General features: G+C 42.2%; 13 protein-coding genes. 4 read left to right on the top strand and 9 right to left on the bottom strand.

Going from position 1 to position 18,439, the window contains the following annotated elements:
• Positions 1 to 170: 170 nt before the first annotated feature.
• The 4 genes from J2X77_RS15435 to J2X77_RS15420 all read right to left on the bottom strand — a co-directional run bounded on the left by J2X77_RS15435 (position 171) and on the right by J2X77_RS15420 (position 6,498).
• Positions 171 to 1,031 carry an AraC family transcriptional regulator gene (locus J2X77_RS15435; RefSeq protein WP_293889394.1) on the bottom strand — a complete coding sequence of 287 codons (861 nt, stop codon included), beginning with the start codon at positions 1,029 to 1,031 and terminating at the stop codon, positions 171 to 173.
• Positions 1,032 to 1,096: 65 nt separating this feature from the next.
• The gene (locus tag J2X77_RS15430; protein WP_310081467.1) at positions 1,097 to 2,299 is read right to left on the bottom strand and encodes a DUF4369 domain-containing protein; all 1,203 of its coding nucleotides are present in this window, start codon (positions 2,297 to 2,299) and stop codon (positions 1,097 to 1,099) included.
• Positions 2,286 to 4,625 (bottom strand): glycoside hydrolase family 95 protein, encoded by a 2,340-nt coding sequence (locus J2X77_RS15425; protein WP_310081465.1) that lies wholly within the window; start codon positions 4,623 to 4,625, stop codon positions 2,286 to 2,288. The genes J2X77_RS15430 and J2X77_RS15425 overlap by 14 nt, the downstream gene beginning before the upstream one ends.
• Positions 4,615 to 6,498, bottom strand: coding sequence for an alpha-L-fucosidase (locus tag J2X77_RS15420; protein WP_310081463.1), 1,884 nt, complete (start codon positions 6,496 to 6,498; stop codon positions 4,615 to 4,617). Before J2X77_RS15420 ends, J2X77_RS15425 begins: the two co-directional genes overlap by 11 nt.
• 325 nt (positions 6,499 to 6,823) lie before the next feature.
• On the opposite strand from J2X77_RS15420, the gene J2X77_RS15415 reads away from it, so the two are divergent.
• Positions 6,824 to 7,996 (top strand): PLP-dependent transferase, encoded by a 1,173-nt coding sequence (locus J2X77_RS15415; RefSeq protein WP_310081461.1) that lies wholly within the window; start codon positions 6,824 to 6,826, stop codon positions 7,994 to 7,996.
• 80 nt (positions 7,997 to 8,076) lie between these two features.
• On the opposite strand, the gene tpx is transcribed toward J2X77_RS15415, so the two are convergent.
• Complete coding sequence (gene tpx, locus J2X77_RS15410; protein WP_293883993.1) at positions 8,077 to 8,577, bottom strand: thiol peroxidase; 501 nt, start codon at positions 8,575 to 8,577, stop codon at positions 8,077 to 8,079.
• Between the two features lie 147 nt (positions 8,578 to 8,724).
• On the opposite strand from tpx, the gene J2X77_RS15405 reads away from it, so the two are divergent.
• From J2X77_RS15405 to J2X77_RS15395, 3 genes are all read left to right on the top strand, one after another.
• Positions 8,725 to 9,951 carry an OmpP1/FadL family transporter gene (locus J2X77_RS15405; RefSeq protein WP_293883995.1) on the top strand — a complete coding sequence of 409 codons (1,227 nt, stop codon included), beginning with the start codon at positions 8,725 to 8,727 and terminating at the stop codon, positions 9,949 to 9,951.
• Positions 9,952 to 9,973: 22 nt separating this feature from the next.
• Positions 9,974 to 11,302, top strand: coding sequence for an SGNH/GDSL hydrolase family protein (locus J2X77_RS15400; protein WP_310081458.1), 1,329 nt, complete (start codon positions 9,974 to 9,976; stop codon positions 11,300 to 11,302).
• 150 nt (positions 11,303 to 11,452) lie between these two features.
• A complete protein-coding gene (locus J2X77_RS15395) occupies positions 11,453 to 11,869 on the top strand; it encodes an OsmC family protein (RefSeq protein WP_310081455.1) in 417 nt (138 codons plus the stop codon).
• Between the two features lie 200 nt (positions 11,870 to 12,069).
• Here the strand turns inward: J2X77_RS15395 and J2X77_RS15390 are convergent, their stop codons facing one another.
• The 4 genes from J2X77_RS15390 to J2X77_RS15375 form a co-directional block, all read right to left on the bottom strand.
• Positions 12,070 to 12,396: a DUF6984 family protein gene (locus tag J2X77_RS15390; RefSeq protein WP_209578135.1), complete on the bottom strand. Its 327-nt coding sequence runs from the start codon at positions 12,394 to 12,396 to the stop codon at positions 12,070 to 12,072.
• A 192-nt stretch (positions 12,397 to 12,588) separates the two neighbouring features.
• Positions 12,589 to 12,966 carry a hypothetical protein gene (locus J2X77_RS15385; protein WP_310081452.1) on the bottom strand — a complete coding sequence of 126 codons (378 nt, stop codon included), beginning with the start codon at positions 12,964 to 12,966 and terminating at the stop codon, positions 12,589 to 12,591.
• 203 nt (positions 12,967 to 13,169) lie between these two features.
• The gene (locus J2X77_RS15380) at positions 13,170 to 13,676 is read right to left on the bottom strand and encodes a DUF4304 domain-containing protein (protein WP_209578134.1); all 507 of its coding nucleotides are present in this window, start codon (positions 13,674 to 13,676) and stop codon (positions 13,170 to 13,172) included.
• Positions 13,677 to 13,678: 2 nt separating this feature from the next.
• Positions 13,679 to 18,430 (bottom strand): DUF6443 domain-containing protein, encoded by a 4,752-nt coding sequence (locus J2X77_RS15375; RefSeq protein WP_310081450.1) that lies wholly within the window; start codon positions 18,428 to 18,430, stop codon positions 13,679 to 13,681.
• Positions 18,431 to 18,439: the final 9 nt, after the last annotated feature.

The raw sequence follows: 18,439 nt of genomic DNA, 5'->3' as shown, positions 1-18,439 counted from the left end.
AATGTTACAACTAATTTTCGGTTTTTGAGATTACGGCTGTTGATTTACAAAGTTTGGATGGAGTATTCGTACAGAGGAGATCGACATCATCTTTCGCGTTTAACTGCACTTCCAATGGGACATGATGCGTGTCTGCCAATTGCGAACCACTCGCTGAAACATCAAACGCACTAGTCGCGCATGCGGTGTTCCTGCAGGTATTCGCTCGGCGAGAGTTTGGTTATTTTTTTGAATACCCGATTAAAATTCACAACATTATTGAATCCCGTCTTAAATGCGATGTTTGAAACGCTCTCCGAAGATTCATCAATCAACATTTTGCAGGCGCGTTCAATTCGGATTTCATTGAGAAAAGTAACATAGGTTTTCCGGGTATGCTTCTTAAAATACTTACAAAACGCATGTGGTGTCATGTGTGCTACCGCAGCGATATCTTCCAGGGAAATCTTGTCTCCAAAGTGCTGAAAAGTATATTGGAATATTTCATTGATCCGCAATCCTTCGGCATCTGAAAACTTCTTTTGTGGGATACCAGTATACAGCGAAGTCCATTGATCTACTTTTTTACTCAAAAAATTAATCAGCTTTACCAACGACAGCAGCCGATCGATGCCCGCGCTGGAATTGATGTGTACAAACTTTTCTTTTAATGCTACAGCATGTTCCGCATCCAATTTTTTACTGACATTGATGTGTTCCAAAAAATACTTAACATCATCAAATTCGGGGAAGTCCAAGAAAGATCTAAAATGTTCATAGTCGAAAAAAATATGGATCGCATGTATGCCATCCTTTACATCCTCTCCCGTTTTGAACATATGCGGTTCATCCGCGTCCACAATATAGATTTCATCCTGTTCGAAACTGTGCGTAAAGTTGCCGATCATAAAGGTTCCCCGGCCTTTTAAAATATAGGTCAGCTGGATTTCCTTGTGCCGGTGGTAATTGCTGTAGAATGAAGGCAGAATGTCTTCCTGCACACAAATAGATCCCTGGTAAACTACCGGAACTGTAAATTGAACAACTTTCATTATATATTGAAATAACAAATATTAAACAGTTATTTCAAATATAGGATTTTTTAAGACAATAAACGTTAATTTTTGGCTATATATTCCTTCACCTTCGCCACAAACTTCGGCATGGCAGGATCTTCACCGCTTAACGATAAGATCTCCAGTGTTTCCGGATTAATCCAAAGATAGCTCGGTGTGCGGTCTATCCCAAAATTATTTTCCATCGTAGCCTGATCGTTGTAGTTTAAAAAGTAACTCTGTTTTCCCAGGGTAAGATCTTTGCTTGCTTTCGTCCATTTGTCCAGATCCTTATCCAGCGAAAAGTAAATAACCTGTACCCCTAGGGCATTCAGTTGCGCTTCCTTTGTCCGTAGCATCTTGATATCAGCTTGACTATTGCTATTCGATGCCTTCCAAAAAGCGGCAATCAGCATTTTCGATTTTGACACATCGTTCAGGTTCAGCGTATCCCTTTGCACATTCATAGGCGTTATTGATGGAAACACAGGCATATTTTCATAAAAATCTTTCACCTTATCGACCTTTTCCCTGGCAAATTTGAAATAAGGGTGTTTCTGTAGTTCAACATCAAAGCCCTGCAATGCCGCATCAAATTTCTTATAATTTGTCTGGTCGAGCGATACGTACTTAAAAAAATAAGGCAATAGCAAAGAGGAACGGTGGGTACTGTCGAGAATAAAATCGGTATAAAGTGTGCGTGGGTTAAATGCTTCAGTGCCACTCAACCGCTGTATTTCATCTACGGCTTTTTCATAAGAACCGTCGTTTCTTGCTGCCATCGAAGGCAACTGACTCTCCAGCTGCCTTACCCGTTGACTTTTATTGGTGCTTTTGCTTTTTTCTTCCTGCTCACGCTGTTGATATTTCGCATTGAACAGCATAAAATCTTTAGCATTGGAAGAAGATGTCGTCAACGTAAATTTCCCATGTTCTTCGTTCAGCTCGTAGTCGCTTCCACCTTCTAGAACTAACGTGTAGGGTTCCATTCCCTTTATCTGGATATCGTAAAATCCCGCCATAGCCAATTCGCCTTCCAGAACAAATTGTCCATTAGTGACCTGCGTTTTTACAAATTGCTGCAATGTATTGTCGTGATCCACGAGGCTTACCTGCGTCCCATTTGGTGCAGTGGTTTTTCCGGTGATCGTGTAACTGAAACTCTTCGCTATTGCCGCTTTCTTTTCCGATTCTGTGCGTTGGGAACAGCTTGTTGTTCCCAAGGCCAACACTGCTACCAAACACAAATAGTTAATGCACTTCATAATCCCTGTAATTTCCATTTTCAAATAGTCTAATCTTTCCTTTTTTTCCTTTAATCTGCAAGGCGGAGACTTTCCCATTCTCCCATGTGATATCTACTGTATAATTTCCTCGGGCCTTGAGACCTTTAACTTCCCCTTTTGACCAAGCTTTGGGTAAGGCCGGCAATAGGTGGATATACCCATTGTGGCTCTGAATGAGCATCTCGGCAATCCCTGCTGCTCCACCAAAGTTTCCGTCTATCTGGAAAGGTGGATGCGCGCAGAACAAATTGGGGTAAGTGCCCGCTCCGACACCTTGGTAAGTCGTTTCATTGTGATATGCCGGTTTGAGTAGCTGTCTTAAAATCTCGAGCGCATGATCTCCATCCTGCAGTCTTGCCCAGAACAATATCTTCCAGGCTCTAGACCAGCCTGTTCCCTCATCCCCACGTACAGCGAGTGTCTGACGCGCCGCTTCAGCCCATTCGGGCGTTGTTTGTGGCGATATAAATGCTGCTGGATATAGGCCATATAAATGCGATACATGCCGATGTTTAGGCTCAACTTCCTCATAGTCCTCCAGCCACTCCATCACGCGCCCAGATGCGCTAACGACCACAGGTGGTGGAATATTCGTTAGCTTCTTTTTAAGGCTATCAACAAAAGTATCTTTCTTTTTAAGAATAGCATCTGCCTGAATCAACGCCTGATACAATTCCCGCACGATCTGGTTATCAATTGTAGGTCCCATCACCACCGCAGCGACTTTCCCATTGGGCATCCGAAATGCATTTTCTGGCGATACCGACGGCGAAGTCACCCACCACCCTGTTTTAGGGTCTTGAACAAGTGTGTGATCGTAAAACACGGCAGCTCCTTTTAATATGGGATAAATCTCGCTGAGGTAACTTTTATCCCCGGTAAAGAGATAATGTTCCCAAAGATGGTTACATAGCCAGCCCGAAGCCGTACTCGCTCCCCAGGAAGCTTGCTCGCCCGGAGCAGAATATCCCCATACATTGGTCATCATATAAACCACCCATCCCGGCGCATTATAGTAAGCCTTTGCGGTCTGTTCACCCGTCTTAGCAATACGTTTAATCATCTCGATAAAAGGCCGATGATATTCAGTCAGGTTGTTGACCTCTACTCCCCAATGATTCATCTGTGCATTGATGTTGAGATGATAGTCACCATTCCACGGTGTATTGATCTCATTTGCCCATAGGCCCTGCAAATTAGGGGGAAGTGAATTTGTATTTTTCGGAGCAGCACTTGAAATATTCAAATATCTCCCAAATTGGTAATAAATCGTCGCCAGATCTGGATCCTGTACTGGATTTTTGTAGAAATTTGCTATCCGTTCATTCGTAGGAATAGTATCATTGGCTGCATTGCCAAATAGGTTGAGTTTTACCCGATTGAAGATCTTTTGGTACGCAGCAAGATGGTTGCGGTATATTTTTTGTTCATCAGCGATTTTTGCCGCTTCCACATTTGCCTTGACAACAGGTAGTGGATTCTTTCCATAATAGGAAGTACTTGCGGAAAAATAGATTGTGAGATTGCCCTTTACCGATACTTGCAAAACCTGATCCATTTTGCTGATCTGCAGATTTTCACCTTTTACCCGAATTAAGCCGACAAACTTCAGGTTTTTACCACCTTTTCCATCGGGTAATGATCCTTCAATTAGAATTCCATCATTCAGTAGGGTGTACCGGTCGATATTTTCTTGGCGCTGGAACGATAGGTCAACCTTCTGTACCTTATCTTTCGGTTGGTTCAGTTGGATAAGTCCAACATTTTTATCAAAGGAAGTATAATAGTTTCGTTGGAACTGCTGCCCGTTTATTTTAAATGAAGTTTGCGCAGACGCTGTCGCTAAGTCCAATGAGCGTTTGTAGTCTTCCACTGTTCCGGCTGGCAATTTATAATCCAGTAATAGGTTGCCGAACAGTTGATAACAGCCATAGGGTACATTTGCTCCGTTGCCAAATCCAGAACCCTTTCCTTTCGTAACAAAAGTTTCGTTGACCAGCTTTTCGGCCTCATCATTTTTGCCCGCTTTAAGTAGTGCCTGAATGGCGTCGACATTTTTATAGGCCTCATCCTTATTGGGATCCTCGGGGCTACCCGACCACATGCTGATCTCATTGAGTACAATTTTTTCCTGATGGGGATTGCCATCCGGCATCATGCCGATAAGTCCGTTTCCCAGTGGTAAAGTTTCTTCCCAGACTTTAGCGGGCTTATTATACCGAAGTACAAGCGGCTGTTGCTGAGCAAAAAGCATCGTGGTATGACTGGCACATACCACGATGAGCATTAAAATTCTATTTACCATACAATTCAAATTCTGCTATGGCTAATTCGCTGCCTTCTATAAATTGCTTGGGCTCAAATTTGATAAACTTGGTTGCGCTATTGGTATCAAAAAACACCTGTTGTAAAATTGGGTTTGCTTTAATATTAGAGAACTCTCCTTCTTTGGCGACAGTCCATTTTTTACCGTCGGCACTGGTAGATATGCGATACTGTGTTGGTGTGCCAACATGCTTTCCATCTTGACGAGGAAGGAAGCCGATACCAGAAACAGGTTTGTCTGTGGAGACAACAATTACGCCCTGGTCGGCAACTGTAGCGAAAGTATTCGCCTTTCCATCCAACATATAGGCATTGGCATTAGATCTGCCGGTTTTAATCTGAAAACCGCGTAGCTTTTTGACTTCTTCTGTGCGAAAGGCAAATGGCTCATCATATTCCTTAAACAATCCAAAATCACTGAGCGTAATCGCTACAGGCGCATAAATATGTAGCCTTAATCGACTTGCAGTCTGCGGCTGTTCCAATTTGATCAGGCGGTTTGCACCAATGCTTGTTGCTTTGGCTAAGGGCTTCCAGCTGTTATTTTCCCATTGTTCAACGAAAACACTATCGATACGTTGCCCTAGCTTAATATTCTCCCTTAACTGGATAAGATCAAATTTAGCCGGTGATTGTAATTTAATTTCTAGCGTAGCCGATGTTTTGGCATCGTCTGTTGCCCAATAGCTATAGCGGTCGTCATCGATAATAAACGCTGTACTGTAGGTTTTACTGTCGCCATTACGTGTATTTGATGCGGTAATGCTTGCCCCTTTGGCTAGATTTGTACGGAAAGTTTCCTTCACTTTCTTTCCAAAAGCCTGCAACGACTTCACATCGTGCTCATGTAATGTACCGGAAGGCATCGGTGCTAAGCCCAGGTTCATGCAGGCTCCCCTACCTACAGATCTCAGATAGATTTCAAACAGTTCGTTCGGTGTTTTTACGCGGCTATTTTGCTCCTCATGGTAAAACCATCCCGGGCGTTGAGGCACATCACATTCAGCAGGTATCCAATATTTACCATTACGGTCGCCCGTTTCGGCATTGTGTGATTCTGTTGCACCCGGAACAGCGACTTTTCCGTTTAACCCAATGGGCGTAAAAGTTGCCCATGATGTTTCGGCCGCATATCCTCTTTCATTGCCAACCCAACGCATATCCGGACCGATATCTGAAAAAATCACCGCCTGGGGCTGTAATTTACGTACGATAGGCCAAGTTTTTTCATGCCACTCATAGTAAGTTGTGCGATCGATGATGCGCTTCCCTTCATGTCCACCATAGAAGCCATCCCCACCATTTGCGCCATCATGCCAAGAGGTAAACAATGGACCATAATTGCTCATTAGTTCAGTGAGCTGTTGCCTGTACGCATCGGCATAGGCTGGAGTACCGTAACGTTCATCGTGACGGTCCCAAGCAGAAAGATATACACCAAATTTCATCCCATTCCGGTGGGTCGCCTCCATAAAGTCTTTGACCATATCACCTTTTCCATTTTTCCATGGTGAAGCGGCAATACTGTAAGATGTCGTCTTGGTTGGCCATAAACAGAATCCATCGTGGTGTTTTGCCACACTAATTAGCCCCCGGAAACCACCGGCCGCTGCAGCTTGCGCAATTTGGTTCGCATCAAAAGCCGAAGGATTAAACAACGCAGGCTGTGCATCACCGTAACCCCATTCTTTGTTTTGGAAAGTTGTTGGTGTATAATGGATCAAACAATACGTTTCCATCTCCTGCCACTTTAATTGACGCTCGGTCGGCAAAGCCCCATAAGCTTTTAAAGTATCTGACTTGGCTACAGTTCCGCTGGAAAGTAAAATGGAGGATAACAAGATTGTCAACATAGTCTTTATTTATGTGCTAGAAAATTAGGTTGTAAAGCCCTAAGATAAGAAGTTTTTACAAAATGCTGTATGTAACATTTGCGTACGATTGTAACCCCAAAATCACTTCGCGGATAAAAAGTCTTGAATGTTAATACCGCTAAGCATACCCGACAATCGCTTGGTCCGACTGAAACTGTGGCAATTCAATAGCAACTATGATCCACTGTGAGCAGGCAAACAAGTTTAACATGCAGAAAAATACCCTTGGAAATCTGATGAAAATAAATGATTTCACTACTTAAAAATGTGGATATAAAATTTTCATCTCGTACCTTTACATATCATGAAACAAGATCAATCTAAAATCATACGTGAACAGGTCGATCGTTCTGCACTTCGCGAACATTCGACCCCCTTATACCTTACATCAAGTTTTATCTTCAACAGCGCTGAACAAGGTCGGGCGGTCTTTGCTGGCGAAGAGGATGCGATGATATACTCCCGTTATGCCAACCCAAATACTTCAGAATTCATCAATAAAGTGTGTATTCTGGAAGGTGCAGAAGCAGGCTTATCATTTGCGTCCGGTATGGCGGCCGTATTTGCTTCCTTTGCGGGAATTATTGAAAGTGGAGACCATATCGTTTCTTCACGCGCAATATTCGGGTCTACTCACCAGTTATTTACGGAGCTATTCCCCCGCTGGGGAGTGACCACGACTTATGTGGATGCAGCAAATCCCGAAGAATGGGAAAAAGCGATCCAGCCCAATACAAAAATTATCTTTCTAGAATCTCCCTCTAACCCCGGGTTGGAATTGGTGGATCTGGAATGGTTGGGTAAATTCAAAGAGAAATATCCCCATATTATCCTTTCTATCGACAATTGTTTTGCCACACCTTATCTTCAGAAACCCATTCAGTATGGATTTGACCTGGTTATCCATTCGGCGACGAAGTATATGGATGGGCAAGGCCGTGTTTTGGGTGGGATTGTTGTCGGCAAACAAGCGCTTATCGACAAACTGATGTTCTTCATCCGTCATACAGGTCCGGCGTTATCCCCATTCAATGCCTGGATCATATCAAAAAGTTTGGACACTTTGGGCATCCGTATGGACCGCCATTGTTCCAACGCATTGGCTTTGGCTGAAGCTTTGGAAAATCATCCAGAGATTGAAGATGTCAAATATCCATTCTTGCCCAGCCATCCACAATATGAACTGGCCAAGAAACAGATGAAAGCCGGTGGCGGCATTGTAACGTTGGTTGTCAAAGGCGGCTTCGAGCGCGCGAAAGCTTTTGTGGACCAGTTGGAGATGATCTTATACACGTCCAATCTAGGCGACTCAAGATCGATCGCTACGCATCCTGCTTCCACCACACACTCTAAACTATCCGAAGATGAACGCCTCAATTTAGGCATCAAACCCGGCAGTATCCGTCTATCGGTGGGCTTGGAAGATCAACAAGATATTATCAACGATATCTTGCAGGCTTTGGAGAAAACAAGATAACAGCGAACAAGCTCCACTTAAAATCAAAAAGCGCCTTCGCAATATGCGAAGGCGCTTTTTGATTCGTTCTGCCATCGCCTTTAATTCAAGGAAGCAATGGCTGCTGCATAATTGGGCTCGTCTGCAATTTCCGCAACTTGCTCTTCATACAATACCTTTCCGTTTTCATCCAATGTGATGACCACACGGCTCAACAGACCTGCCAAAGGACCATCGGCGATAGTCAATTGATAAGCATCAGAAAAGTTTGAATCTTTATATTCTGATAATGTCACCACATTATTTAAACCTTCTGCTGCACAAAAACGTCCTTGCGCAAAAGGTAAGTCTTTGGATATACACAACACGACCGTGTTATCCAACTGAGAAGCCTCTTGATTAAATGCACGTACAGAAGCAGCACAAGTTCCTGTATCGACACTAGGAAAAATATTTAACACAATTTTTTTTCCTTTAAAGTCTGCAAGAGACTTATCGGAAAGATCGCCTGCAGTTAATTTAAAATCAGGTGCTTGCTCGCCAACCTGAGGTAAACTGCCTTTTGTATTTACTGGAGTGCCTTTAAATGTAATTGTAGCCATATAATTATGATCGTTTAATTTTATTATCCTTGCACTTAAAGGTACGAGCAAAAAAAATATTACACAACATTTATTAATTTTAGTCAAACATTTATTATGTTAGCATTGTATTTGAAAGAGGAATGTTAACCAAAAATAAACACTAGTATGAAGAAACTACTATTCTCAATACTTTGTGCAAGCCCGTCACTCCTGTTTGCACAAGGATCTCAAGTGAATCTACAAAGTCCCAAAGCTGTGGGAATGGGGGGAGCAGGTTCTGCTTACTTTTTAGATGAGTCTTCCATTTTTTATAGTCCGGGTGCTTTAGCAAAAATGGATCATAACGCCATTTCCGTTGCAGGGAATGCTGTCATGTACAAATCTGCCTTTCAAGAGGTCGGCAGCACCGTTGTTTATAATACTAGAAATCAAATATCCACTCCTTTTTCAGTATTTGCTGCATTTGGACCTAAAAACTCCTGGTGGAAAGCCGGTATTGGAGTTTATACACCATATGGTGGGGCTGTCGATTGGGGAAAAGATTGGGTTGGTAAATTCAGTTTAGTTAGCCTTTCGCTACGCGCAATCTATATTCAACCTACATTAAGTTTCAAACTGACTGAAAATTTTAGTGTCGGTGGTGGTTTCGTCTACAACGTCGGTACGGTAGACCTGGAAAATTCAGTTCCGGTATTCTATCCGGATGGTCATGCAGGACTTGCAACCTTAAAGGGCACCGGTACAGGTACAGGTTATAATGTGGGTATCCACTACAATTTAGAAGATGAATTTTCCATCTCTTTAAGTTACCGCTCGAAAGTTGTCACTAAACTTAAAAATGGGGATGCAACTTTTGACGTGCCGGAATCGGTGGCAAGTAATTTTCCTGCGGGCAACAAATTCAGTGCTGAGTTACCTCTTCCATCCACTTTTGCTGCCGGAATAGCCTTCCCGCTTTCGGAAAAGCTAAAAATGGCGATCGATGCAACACTAATCAATTACGACATTTATAAGGCACTGGATTTTGACTACAAAGAAAATACGCCTGTATTACAAGATACGCATTCGCCAAAAAATTATGATAAAGCAGGATCGATCAAAGCAGGTTTGGAGTATATTGCCTCCGACCGTTTGCAATTGCGTGTAGGAGGGGGCTATATCGCCACTCCAGTACAACAGAGCGCCTATGTTTATCCGGAGACACCAGATAACACCCGATATTTAATCTCTGGGGGTTTTACAATAAAACCATCACCAAAATTTGACGTCACAGGTTCTTTTGCTTATCAGCGCATCATGGCTCGCCAGTCAACCAATATTGAGAGCCGTCTATCGGGGACTTATGCGACTAACATTTTTGCTCCAGGCATTGGTGTAAGCTATAAATGGTAATTAACAGCCAAATTTGACTAAGATGAAAAAAAACAAACTTTACATAGCCGCAGCGTTAGCACTTGTCGCTATTGCTTCGTGCAAACCTTCTTTGGAGGAGTATACACCTTCGGCAGGATCGCTTAATTTTTCAAAATATGTTGCCATCGGGAATTCATTGACGGCAGGATACGCAGATGGGGGACTTTATCTGGAGGGCCAAAAGGTTGCTTACCCCAACTTAATTGCCGAGCAGTTAAAACAAGTGGGTGGTGGGGAATTTAAATCGCCGTTTTTCAGTGAAGATCAAGCCAACGGTTCTGGCTACATTACCCTAACAGCACTTGTCAATGGACAGCCTGTGACGGCACCTGTTACAGATAAACTGGCCTACAGACCTGGTTCAACAAAACTATTGACGAAATATACTGATCCGGTCAATAACCTCGGTGTACCGGGTATGCGGATGGATCTTTCTATGGTAGCAGGCATGGGCTCAACTGCCGGCAATCCGTATTTCGAGCGCTTATTGCCCGACGGGGACGCCTCGAAAACGTATTTCACCTATTCAACGACACAAAACCACACCTTTTTTAGTTTTGCACTAGGCAACAACGATGCATTGGGTTGGGCAACTAATGGTGGAGTGGTCAATATGAATCCAACAACGAATCAGCCCGATCCAACAACCGTATTGACTGAAACTGCCCAATTTACAGCAATTCTCAATGGTTATGTGCAGGCGCTGACTACCGGCGGGAAAAAAGGTGTACTGGCCACCATTCCAGATGTAACCGCAACACCTTATTTTACAACGGTTACCCGTGCAGCCCTGCTGGCAGCTGTCAACGCAACAAATCCGCCTGCGCCGGTAACGAATATTTATATCGCTACGAAATCTGGAACTCGTGCAGCGACTGATCAAGATTATTTTGTACTTCCTTTCTTGTCTGCAGGACTATTGGGTAAGCCAAACGCAGCACAGTTTCCTTACGGCTTGCATCCATTGAACCCCGTGGAAGACAAATACGTGCTTGATGTAAGCGAAACAGCAACAGTTGTGAAGCGGATCAACGAGTACAATGCAGCCATCAAAGCTGCTGCAGCTTCAAAAGACCTCGCTTTAGCAGACGTAAATGCCTTCCTAAACAATGTAAAAGGTGGTGTTCGTATCAATGGATTAGCTGTTAGTGCCAAATACATCACTGGAAATGCGTTCTCTTTGGATGGCATCCACCTCACGCCAATAGGTAATGCCCTCATGGCCAACATCTTTATCAGTGCGATCAATTCTAAATATGGATCGAAGATCCCACAAGTTGACGTCGCCAAATATCGCGGTGTTAAACTGCCAGATACCGTCACAAAATAAACAGTGACCAACATACTGACAAAAGGCAGACGATTATTCGTCTGCCTTTTTTGTATATTTGTGTTGCACAGATTCCAGTTAGATCTGTTATTACCAATGATGTGCTATTCGCTAAAATTGGTGTGCAAAAAATGAATAAAATATTTTAAGATGAAAATCAAATTAAACCGTGTCAACCAGGCTGTGCATTTTGAAGCCAGCAGTGAATTATCTTCGGTCAAAGTCAACATCGATGGTTCGGAAGCGATCGGCGGCGAAGGAAAAGGTGTTCGTCCCATGGAATTGGTTTTAATGGCACTGGGTTCTTGTAGTGTCTTCGATCTCCATAGTATACTGGTAAAACAGCGCCAACAAATTGACGATATCCAGGTTGAAGTGGAGGGTAAACGCCGGGAAGAAATACCACAGGTATTTACAGATATACACATCAATTTCTTCTTAAAAGGTGAAATTGATGAGGTAAAAGCAGCTAAAGCGGCTGAACTGGCCGTTAAAAAATATTGTTCTGTACATGATATGTTGGCCGCGGATGGTATCAATATCACGTATTCTTTGAAAATAAACTAGATATTGAAATAGTAAATTTTTCAGATTAACAGTCGTACTTTTATCAAGTATTTCGAAATTCTTCGCCTACATACGCAACACTGTTTATCAAAGTTACTTCTACTATCTTTACTTATTAATTGCTCTTGATATACATTATACAACTGACTGCTGTATTGTTATATGGTTAGTCTTTATATCATCCGCATATAAATAATTAATCAATCGGGCACATCTGGCATCTTTATCAGAGGAGAAAAATCGCCCTTAAAGATATCTAATTCATAAAACTTGTCGTCGGTATCTAAAATAACTGTAATTACTAAAAGCATACCATCTATATCGTGAAATTCCATATCATTTAAAATCCCACCTGTACGACGCTCATCCTTTCCTTCGATAACAACTTTTAAACTGCCCATTCCTCCGTCATCCATTTCTTCAACAAAAATAGTCGGCAAAGTTTCGATTATTTCAGGACCTTCGGGAGTATCTTTAATAATATAGCTTAAAAGCCTAGTTTCAGCTGGTGTTAATCTCCTTTTCATTTTTTTCTTGGAGGTTGAATTGTACCAATATTTATTCTTCCGTTAGGAAGTCTTATTCCACTGTATTTAACTGTTACCCCATGAGCTAGTTCCAATAGGCAGCTGGATACCAAAACAGGGGCACTCCACCTCTCAGATTTCAATTCTTTAAAAAAGCTTTCCAGTCGTAGTTGCTTTTTGTTATGAGATATATTACCTAGACTGCTCGTGTATTCTCATAAAATAATAATAATAATAATAATACACACTTTTATCTAAAATATCCTGAGAAATCGCAACTCCAAATCTATTTTTCCATTTTTGGTTCCACGCAGGAACTTCTCCACGAGCAAGCGCATTTCTAGAAGAATTTACATCATGCATTACGCCTGCTACGCTACCCCAGGGAACTATAATAACATCGTAACTTCCATCGTTAGTATTAACAAGAGTTGATCCGAAAGGATTAACAAACCTAGTGGACCAACCTCCAGCTGACATTCCATCAGGATCAATATAGACCAATGGACTATACTTTGCATAGTTATATTGAGACCAATGAGCATAATCCTCTGTTATTGGATCAATCACATTGCATCGACCGATCTCTTCTTCGTAAAACCTTGCCCCGTAATCTTAATGGTTTTCCACAACTTTTCCGTATTCTGCCCGATTTTGCAGTAGCTACAAATCACTTTTCTCAAAATTAGCAATGATATAAGATATCTTACAGCAAAGTATTTGTACCATATTTTCAATTTGCTTCCACTGTCACCTGATTTGTATTTCGACTTTTATGATTTATTGAAATCGAAAATTGATAAAATTTTAGTTACCCATCTCTTAACATTTTTACGATTGGTCAAGCGGAAATAATTCTTAACTACAAGAGGAATCATATTTAAATTAGGAAAGCTCTGAATATATACCAATAAATCAGATTCGGTATTTACCCTTTCCAAAACTGACAAGACTTTATCTTCAATAAAGACTTTTAATTGACTAATTCTCTCCTGCTCTGACATCGAGCTATCTAAACTTAGTACTCTGTTAATAAGAAGTTGATCATTATAATCTGACGTTCCTAGGCGTTTAAGGACGTGCATTTTAAGATCGTTCAATTCAAGCTTGTTAATAATAAACCCATAATCAATATAATAGGTATCAGAATGATTTGATTGATATACTGAAATTACTTTATTTATTTCAGGCTTTTTTAATATCCAAGTATTTTTATTTCTAACAAACTTGTGTGGTAATAGAATTTCATCTATCGCTTGCTTAAATTTTATCTTATCCATAATTAATAGAACTCTAAAACCGTATTAAAACTTTCCCCAAAATGCTTTTCCAAAACAGTCTTATATCTTTCTAATTGACTGATTCCTTTGCTAATTTGATTAGGATTAAAAGGTTTATATTCATAAATTGTTTTGGTTGAAAAATCAACATAATCTAACCTAATTCCTTTTATCGAATTATATTCTTTAATTCCTTGTTCCGCCCCGGCTTCCAGTATTCTATAGCCCTTATGTAGAAGGTTCCCTTGTCTCAGACTAGATTTAGTATAACTTCCCCCTGATCTAAAGGCAAATTTAAGTATACTCCAAGAATGTCTTAATGCATAACGATTTTTAAATATCAATGGCAAAGCTAACTTAGCACCATTATAAAGTCCATTTGCTAAAATAAGACCGTCCCCTACACCTGAAGCTAAACTTGCAAAGTTCATCAAATCAATTGCAGGGTCTCGAGCGGCATTAATGGTTCTGTAATAATCAACTACGTTATATGGTCTACTACTAAAATATGGATGATCAGATCCAAAGTCCCTAAACGCATTAAAGCCTCTTTCCAACCAATTACTATTGTTGTTTTTACTACGCGTTACTGTTACCTCATCGAGACCAATAACATCATTATTTGAATCAAATTTTTGCCATTGATCTGAAGAAAATTTATTATTATTATTTATAGTATCTAATCCAAACAGGTCGATGTAGGTCAGAGGGTTGTTTAACACATAAGCATATGATGTATAATCATAGTGCATTTCCGCCATTGGATCCACCACATTCCACCGTCCGATCTCAGCGTCGTAGAACCGTGCGCCGTAATCATATTGACCTTCCAACACATAACCACTACCCAAATTATGTGTTCCTAGATTCAGATCTTTCTGAATCTCCTTACCATTATAAAGATACTTATTATCAATACTTGTTGCAATGGATTTTGTCTTGCCAAACGGATAATAATCCTGTTTTTGCATTACCGTTGCTAGTGGTGCTGAGGTTGTACCGTCCTTCTTGAGTACGACACGCACATTACCCAGATGATCGGTCAGATTGTAATAATAACTATAGCTGCCAGAGCTGTTCAACAAAAAGCCGTCCTCCGTAGCAATGCGCTCTATAACGGGACTGGCGGATCCTGTCCTACTATATTCAATGCGTCCCAGATAATCCTGTTGCGTCGTTGTTCCACCAACAGTTGATGTCCTGTTCAGTTTTCTTCCTGTAGCATCGTATATATAAGAAATACTTTTACCACCTCCAACAGCTGTCTTTGGTAGGTTCAGGAAGTTGTAACCCAATGTCATTCCCGTGCGGTCTTTCGTGGCATTTCCGTTTCCGTCATAGACAAATGTGCCTGTCAATCCCCCTGAAAGGCTCGCAAGCCGGTTGCTCTTGTTGGAGTTATTATAACTATAGTTAATTGCTGTACCATTATCACGAACCAATGTTTTGATATTGCCCATGTCATCATAGCTCAGGGCTTCGCTCATTACTGTTCCGGAACTCACACCGTTCTTCAACCTGTTCAGGGCATCATAACCATATGTAAATGTATTACTTGTTGTAGCGGAATAACCCCACAATTGCTGGGCAATATTGCCATTATACTGTGCGTTTGCCAGTACTGTGGTTCCATTTTTATTGTAGTTCAACTGAGCTGTAAACTGAGGTGAACTTGTCTTGGTCATCCAGCCACGTTCATTGTACTGATAGGCGATACTTGTCATAAAGTTAGTACCGCTGTTTTCACTATGAAGTGACTTGGTTTTCAGCTGCCCGATCTCATTATAGGCGAGCCGGCTCTGGATGATTTCGGTCTGGCTGTTGACCCTCTTCTTTGTCTGTGTCAATCGCCCAACATGGTCATATTCATTTGTGGTCAAGAGTGTTGTCAAATCCGTAGAACCGCTGATCCTATGCTGTCTTTTGTTCGTCAAAAGCTCTCCGGAGAAATTATAGGTATTTGTCACACGGTCCACTCCTCCAAGATGATTGTCCGCAACGGTTTCCACAACATCTCCGAATTTATTGTAATAACTTACCGATAATAAAGGCGATGTGCCGTCGTCTTTAGCTATTTTTGTTCCTGTTAGCAATCCTTTCACCATCCAGGTACTGTCCAGGCCAGAAGTTGCAGGGAGAATAGTTGTTGTCTTGAAACTGTAATCATCGTAATAATTGACTGTTAATTCCGATAACTGTGAGACTGTACTTGGAAATGCATTATTACTGTAGGTGGTTCCGGTGCGGCTTTCCCATACAGCTGATATGCCATCAGCCATAGACTGTATCTGGGACCGGGTTTTCTGATCTGTTAGGGTATTCGTATAGATTCCTGTCGAGGCGATGCGACCAAAAGCATCATATTTCGTATAGGTCCATTTTCCTGCGCCGCGCTGTACAGAATCCTGCGTTAATATGGGCTTGTCATTCTTATTGTAAACAAAATATTCCCAGCCCTTTCCAGGGATCTTCTTCTCAGTTATCCTGAGTCTTTCATCATATTTATAAGCGTATATGAGCTCATTAAAATCATTATCATTAGTTTCTTTTAATGTAAGAGCAGTATATCCAGGAGGAACAACATATCTTAAATTACCATAGTCATCATAGACATAATAGGTATTCAGTGCCTTCGTCTTGGTCAGCCAGACTCGTTTAAGGACAAGTTTGTTTTCGAAGATATCAATGTATTCCTCTATCGTTCCGGCCTTTGCACTGTCGGCTATCCAGTTCTCACTTTTTGAGACAGTTTTATAGAGTTTTTTTGCCGCGTAATATGTACTACCATCTGCGCTGATATCGTCTGCATTTATTGTCCACTTTCGGACATCCCCAGCCACGTTGGTACCATATTCGAAAACCAGCGTATGGCCTGACGCACTTGTTGTACCAACCGTTGACCGGTTCGAGGTAAGTTGCCATGGCTGTCCGGATGCTCCCTGTTCAACTATACGGTTCAGCGGACTGTTGTCGAATCTGATAGCCGAATGTGGGTTATCCGTTTTCACAATAGCTGCATCCCAAGTATTCCCAGCCGAATAGTATGCCAACTGATCCACCTTGGCAGCTCCATTAAAATTACCGTTATTCGCTCCATTCTTAACATGTGGGAGATACTTGATACTATCCCGGCCATTATAGTCATATTCCAAATGCTGTACAATATCATTTTTTGACGGGCTGGCCTGCCATCTTACATTCTGTGTTGCTCTTCCTAAACCATCAAAATAATCTATAGAAACATTTGCACTGTCTACCGGTTTACCCAGAAGAGATGCTGCAGTTTTGTATCCTGCTTTCCTAACGGACCTAGTGACGATGTTATTCTTGCCAAAACTTCCAATGTCATTATTGGTTGTACTGGCAGCTACTGAGAAGCTAACCGTCTTGGTTGCACTGCCGGCAGCATTATAGGCTGTAATCGTGTAGCTCGTCAATGCTTTGGCACCTGTTGGCGTACCTGAAATCACCCCCGTGGACTTATTAAAAACCATCCCTGCAGGTAATGCCGGGCTGATGCTGTAACCGTTGCCATTCCCGATCCAGCGCACCTGATAGTTTCCGGAATCACCTAGGTAGAGATTGTCTACAGACAGTGCAAAGATTCCGTTCAAGCTGGAAAATGTGGCAGACAGTGGACTTCCATTATCGCTACCACTACTTCCTGTTCCTGCAATCGTTGTAACTACACCTGATGGCGTGATCTTGCGGATGCGATTATCCAATTGGGTCACATATACATTTCCCGATCCGTCTACGGTGATGGCCATGGGAAAATAAAAACTGGCCCCGGTTCCCGTACCGTTAACAGTACCTGCTGATCCAGACCCGGCGAATGTAGTTACAACCCCTGCCGCTGTGATCTTGCGGATCTTACAGCCGTTGTACTCGGACACATATAAGTTACCCGTTGCATCTGCGGCTATTCCCTTCATACCGTGAAAACTGGCGCCAGTTCCCGTGCCATTAACACTGCTTGCCGAACCCGATCCAGCTAGGGTAGTGACCACGCCAGAAGATGTGATCTTCCGTATGCGAAGATTATTTTCATCGGTGACATAAACATTACCGCTCCCGTCGACGGTTATTCCCCAGGGCTCACTGAACCTTGCCGATGATCCTGTGGCATCTGTATATCCTGCGGTTGTAGAACCGGCCAAGGTCGTCACGGCTCCCGAAGGTGTAATTTTGCGGACCATGTTGTTGCCCCGGTCGCTAACATATAGGTTCCCGGAGGCATCTTTGCATATGGAGACAGGTTTATAGAACCGGGCGACCGCCCCTGTACCGTCCTGCCATCCACTGACCGATGAAGTTGAACCTACAAAACTCTTTACTTCCCGGCTATCCGGATCATAGGAGCGTATGGTATGGTTACCAGCGTCACTTATATAAATTAAGCCTGAAGAACCGGCGACCATTCCCGCTAGCCCCTGAAAACGTGCTGCAGTACCGATTGCATCAACGTAGCCGGACGTACTGCCCCCGGCCAGTAAGGTTACGTCCCCTTCGGAATATACAGACCCACCACTGTTTGTAGGTAGATAGTTTACTGGTTGACCGACCATAAGTGTTCCGGGAATTGTATAATTGATAGCCGGAAGAGAGGGAAGGGCCATTATGCTGGCCATACTTCTTGATTTTGGCGAAGCTCCCCGTGCATAAATCTCAGAACTGTCAACAGCCTGTCCATATATTGTTCCCACTCTTAAGATCAGAAGAGCCAGGATTATTTTTTTAATTGTTCCTTTCATAACGAGTTT

The sequence above is a fragment of the Sphingobacterium sp. 2149 genome, from assembly GCF_031455655.1.
Classification (GTDB): Bacteria; Bacteroidota; Bacteroidia; order Sphingobacteriales; family Sphingobacteriaceae; genus Sphingobacterium.
The sequence above is the reverse complement of the archived record's forward strand: the minus strand, read 5'-3'. Positions and strand labels throughout refer to the sequence as shown.

Coding starts and splice junctions, on each gene's coding strand:
- J2X77_RS15415 (WP_310081461.1), top strand. CDS start 6,824: ATGAAACAAGATCAATCTAAAATCATACGTGAACAGGTCGATCGTTCT.
- J2X77_RS15430 (WP_310081467.1), bottom strand. CDS start 2,299: ATGAAGTGCATTAACTATTTGTGTTTGGTAGCAGTGTTGGCCTTGGGA.
- J2X77_RS15390 (WP_209578135.1), bottom strand. CDS start 12,396: ATGAAAAGGAGATTAACACCAGCTGAAACTAGGCTTTTAAGCTATATT.
- J2X77_RS15435 (WP_293889394.1), bottom strand. CDS start 1,031: ATGAAAGTTGTTCAATTTACAGTTCCGGTAGTTTACCAGGGATCTATT.
- tpx (WP_293883993.1), bottom strand. CDS start 8,577: ATGGCTACAATTACATTTAAAGGCACTCCAGTAAATACAAAAGGCAGT.
- J2X77_RS15375 (WP_310081450.1), bottom strand. CDS start 18,430: ATGAAAGGAACAATTAAAAAAATAATCCTGGCTCTTCTGATCTTAAGA.
- J2X77_RS15400 (WP_310081458.1), top strand. CDS start 9,974: ATGAAAAAAAACAAACTTTACATAGCCGCAGCGTTAGCACTTGTCGCT.
- J2X77_RS15425 (WP_310081465.1), bottom strand. CDS start 4,625: ATGGTAAATAGAATTTTAATGCTCATCGTGGTATGTGCCAGTCATACC.
- J2X77_RS15380 (WP_209578134.1), bottom strand. CDS start 13,676: ATGGATAAGATAAAATTTAAGCAAGCGATAGATGAAATTCTATTACCA.
- J2X77_RS15405 (WP_293883995.1), top strand. CDS start 8,725: ATGAAGAAACTACTATTCTCAATACTTTGTGCAAGCCCGTCACTCCTG.
- J2X77_RS15420 (WP_310081463.1), bottom strand. CDS start 6,498: ATGTTGACAATCTTGTTATCCTCCATTTTACTTTCCAGCGGAACTGTA.
- J2X77_RS15395 (WP_310081455.1), top strand. CDS start 11,453: ATGAAAATCAAATTAAACCGTGTCAACCAGGCTGTGCATTTTGAAGCC.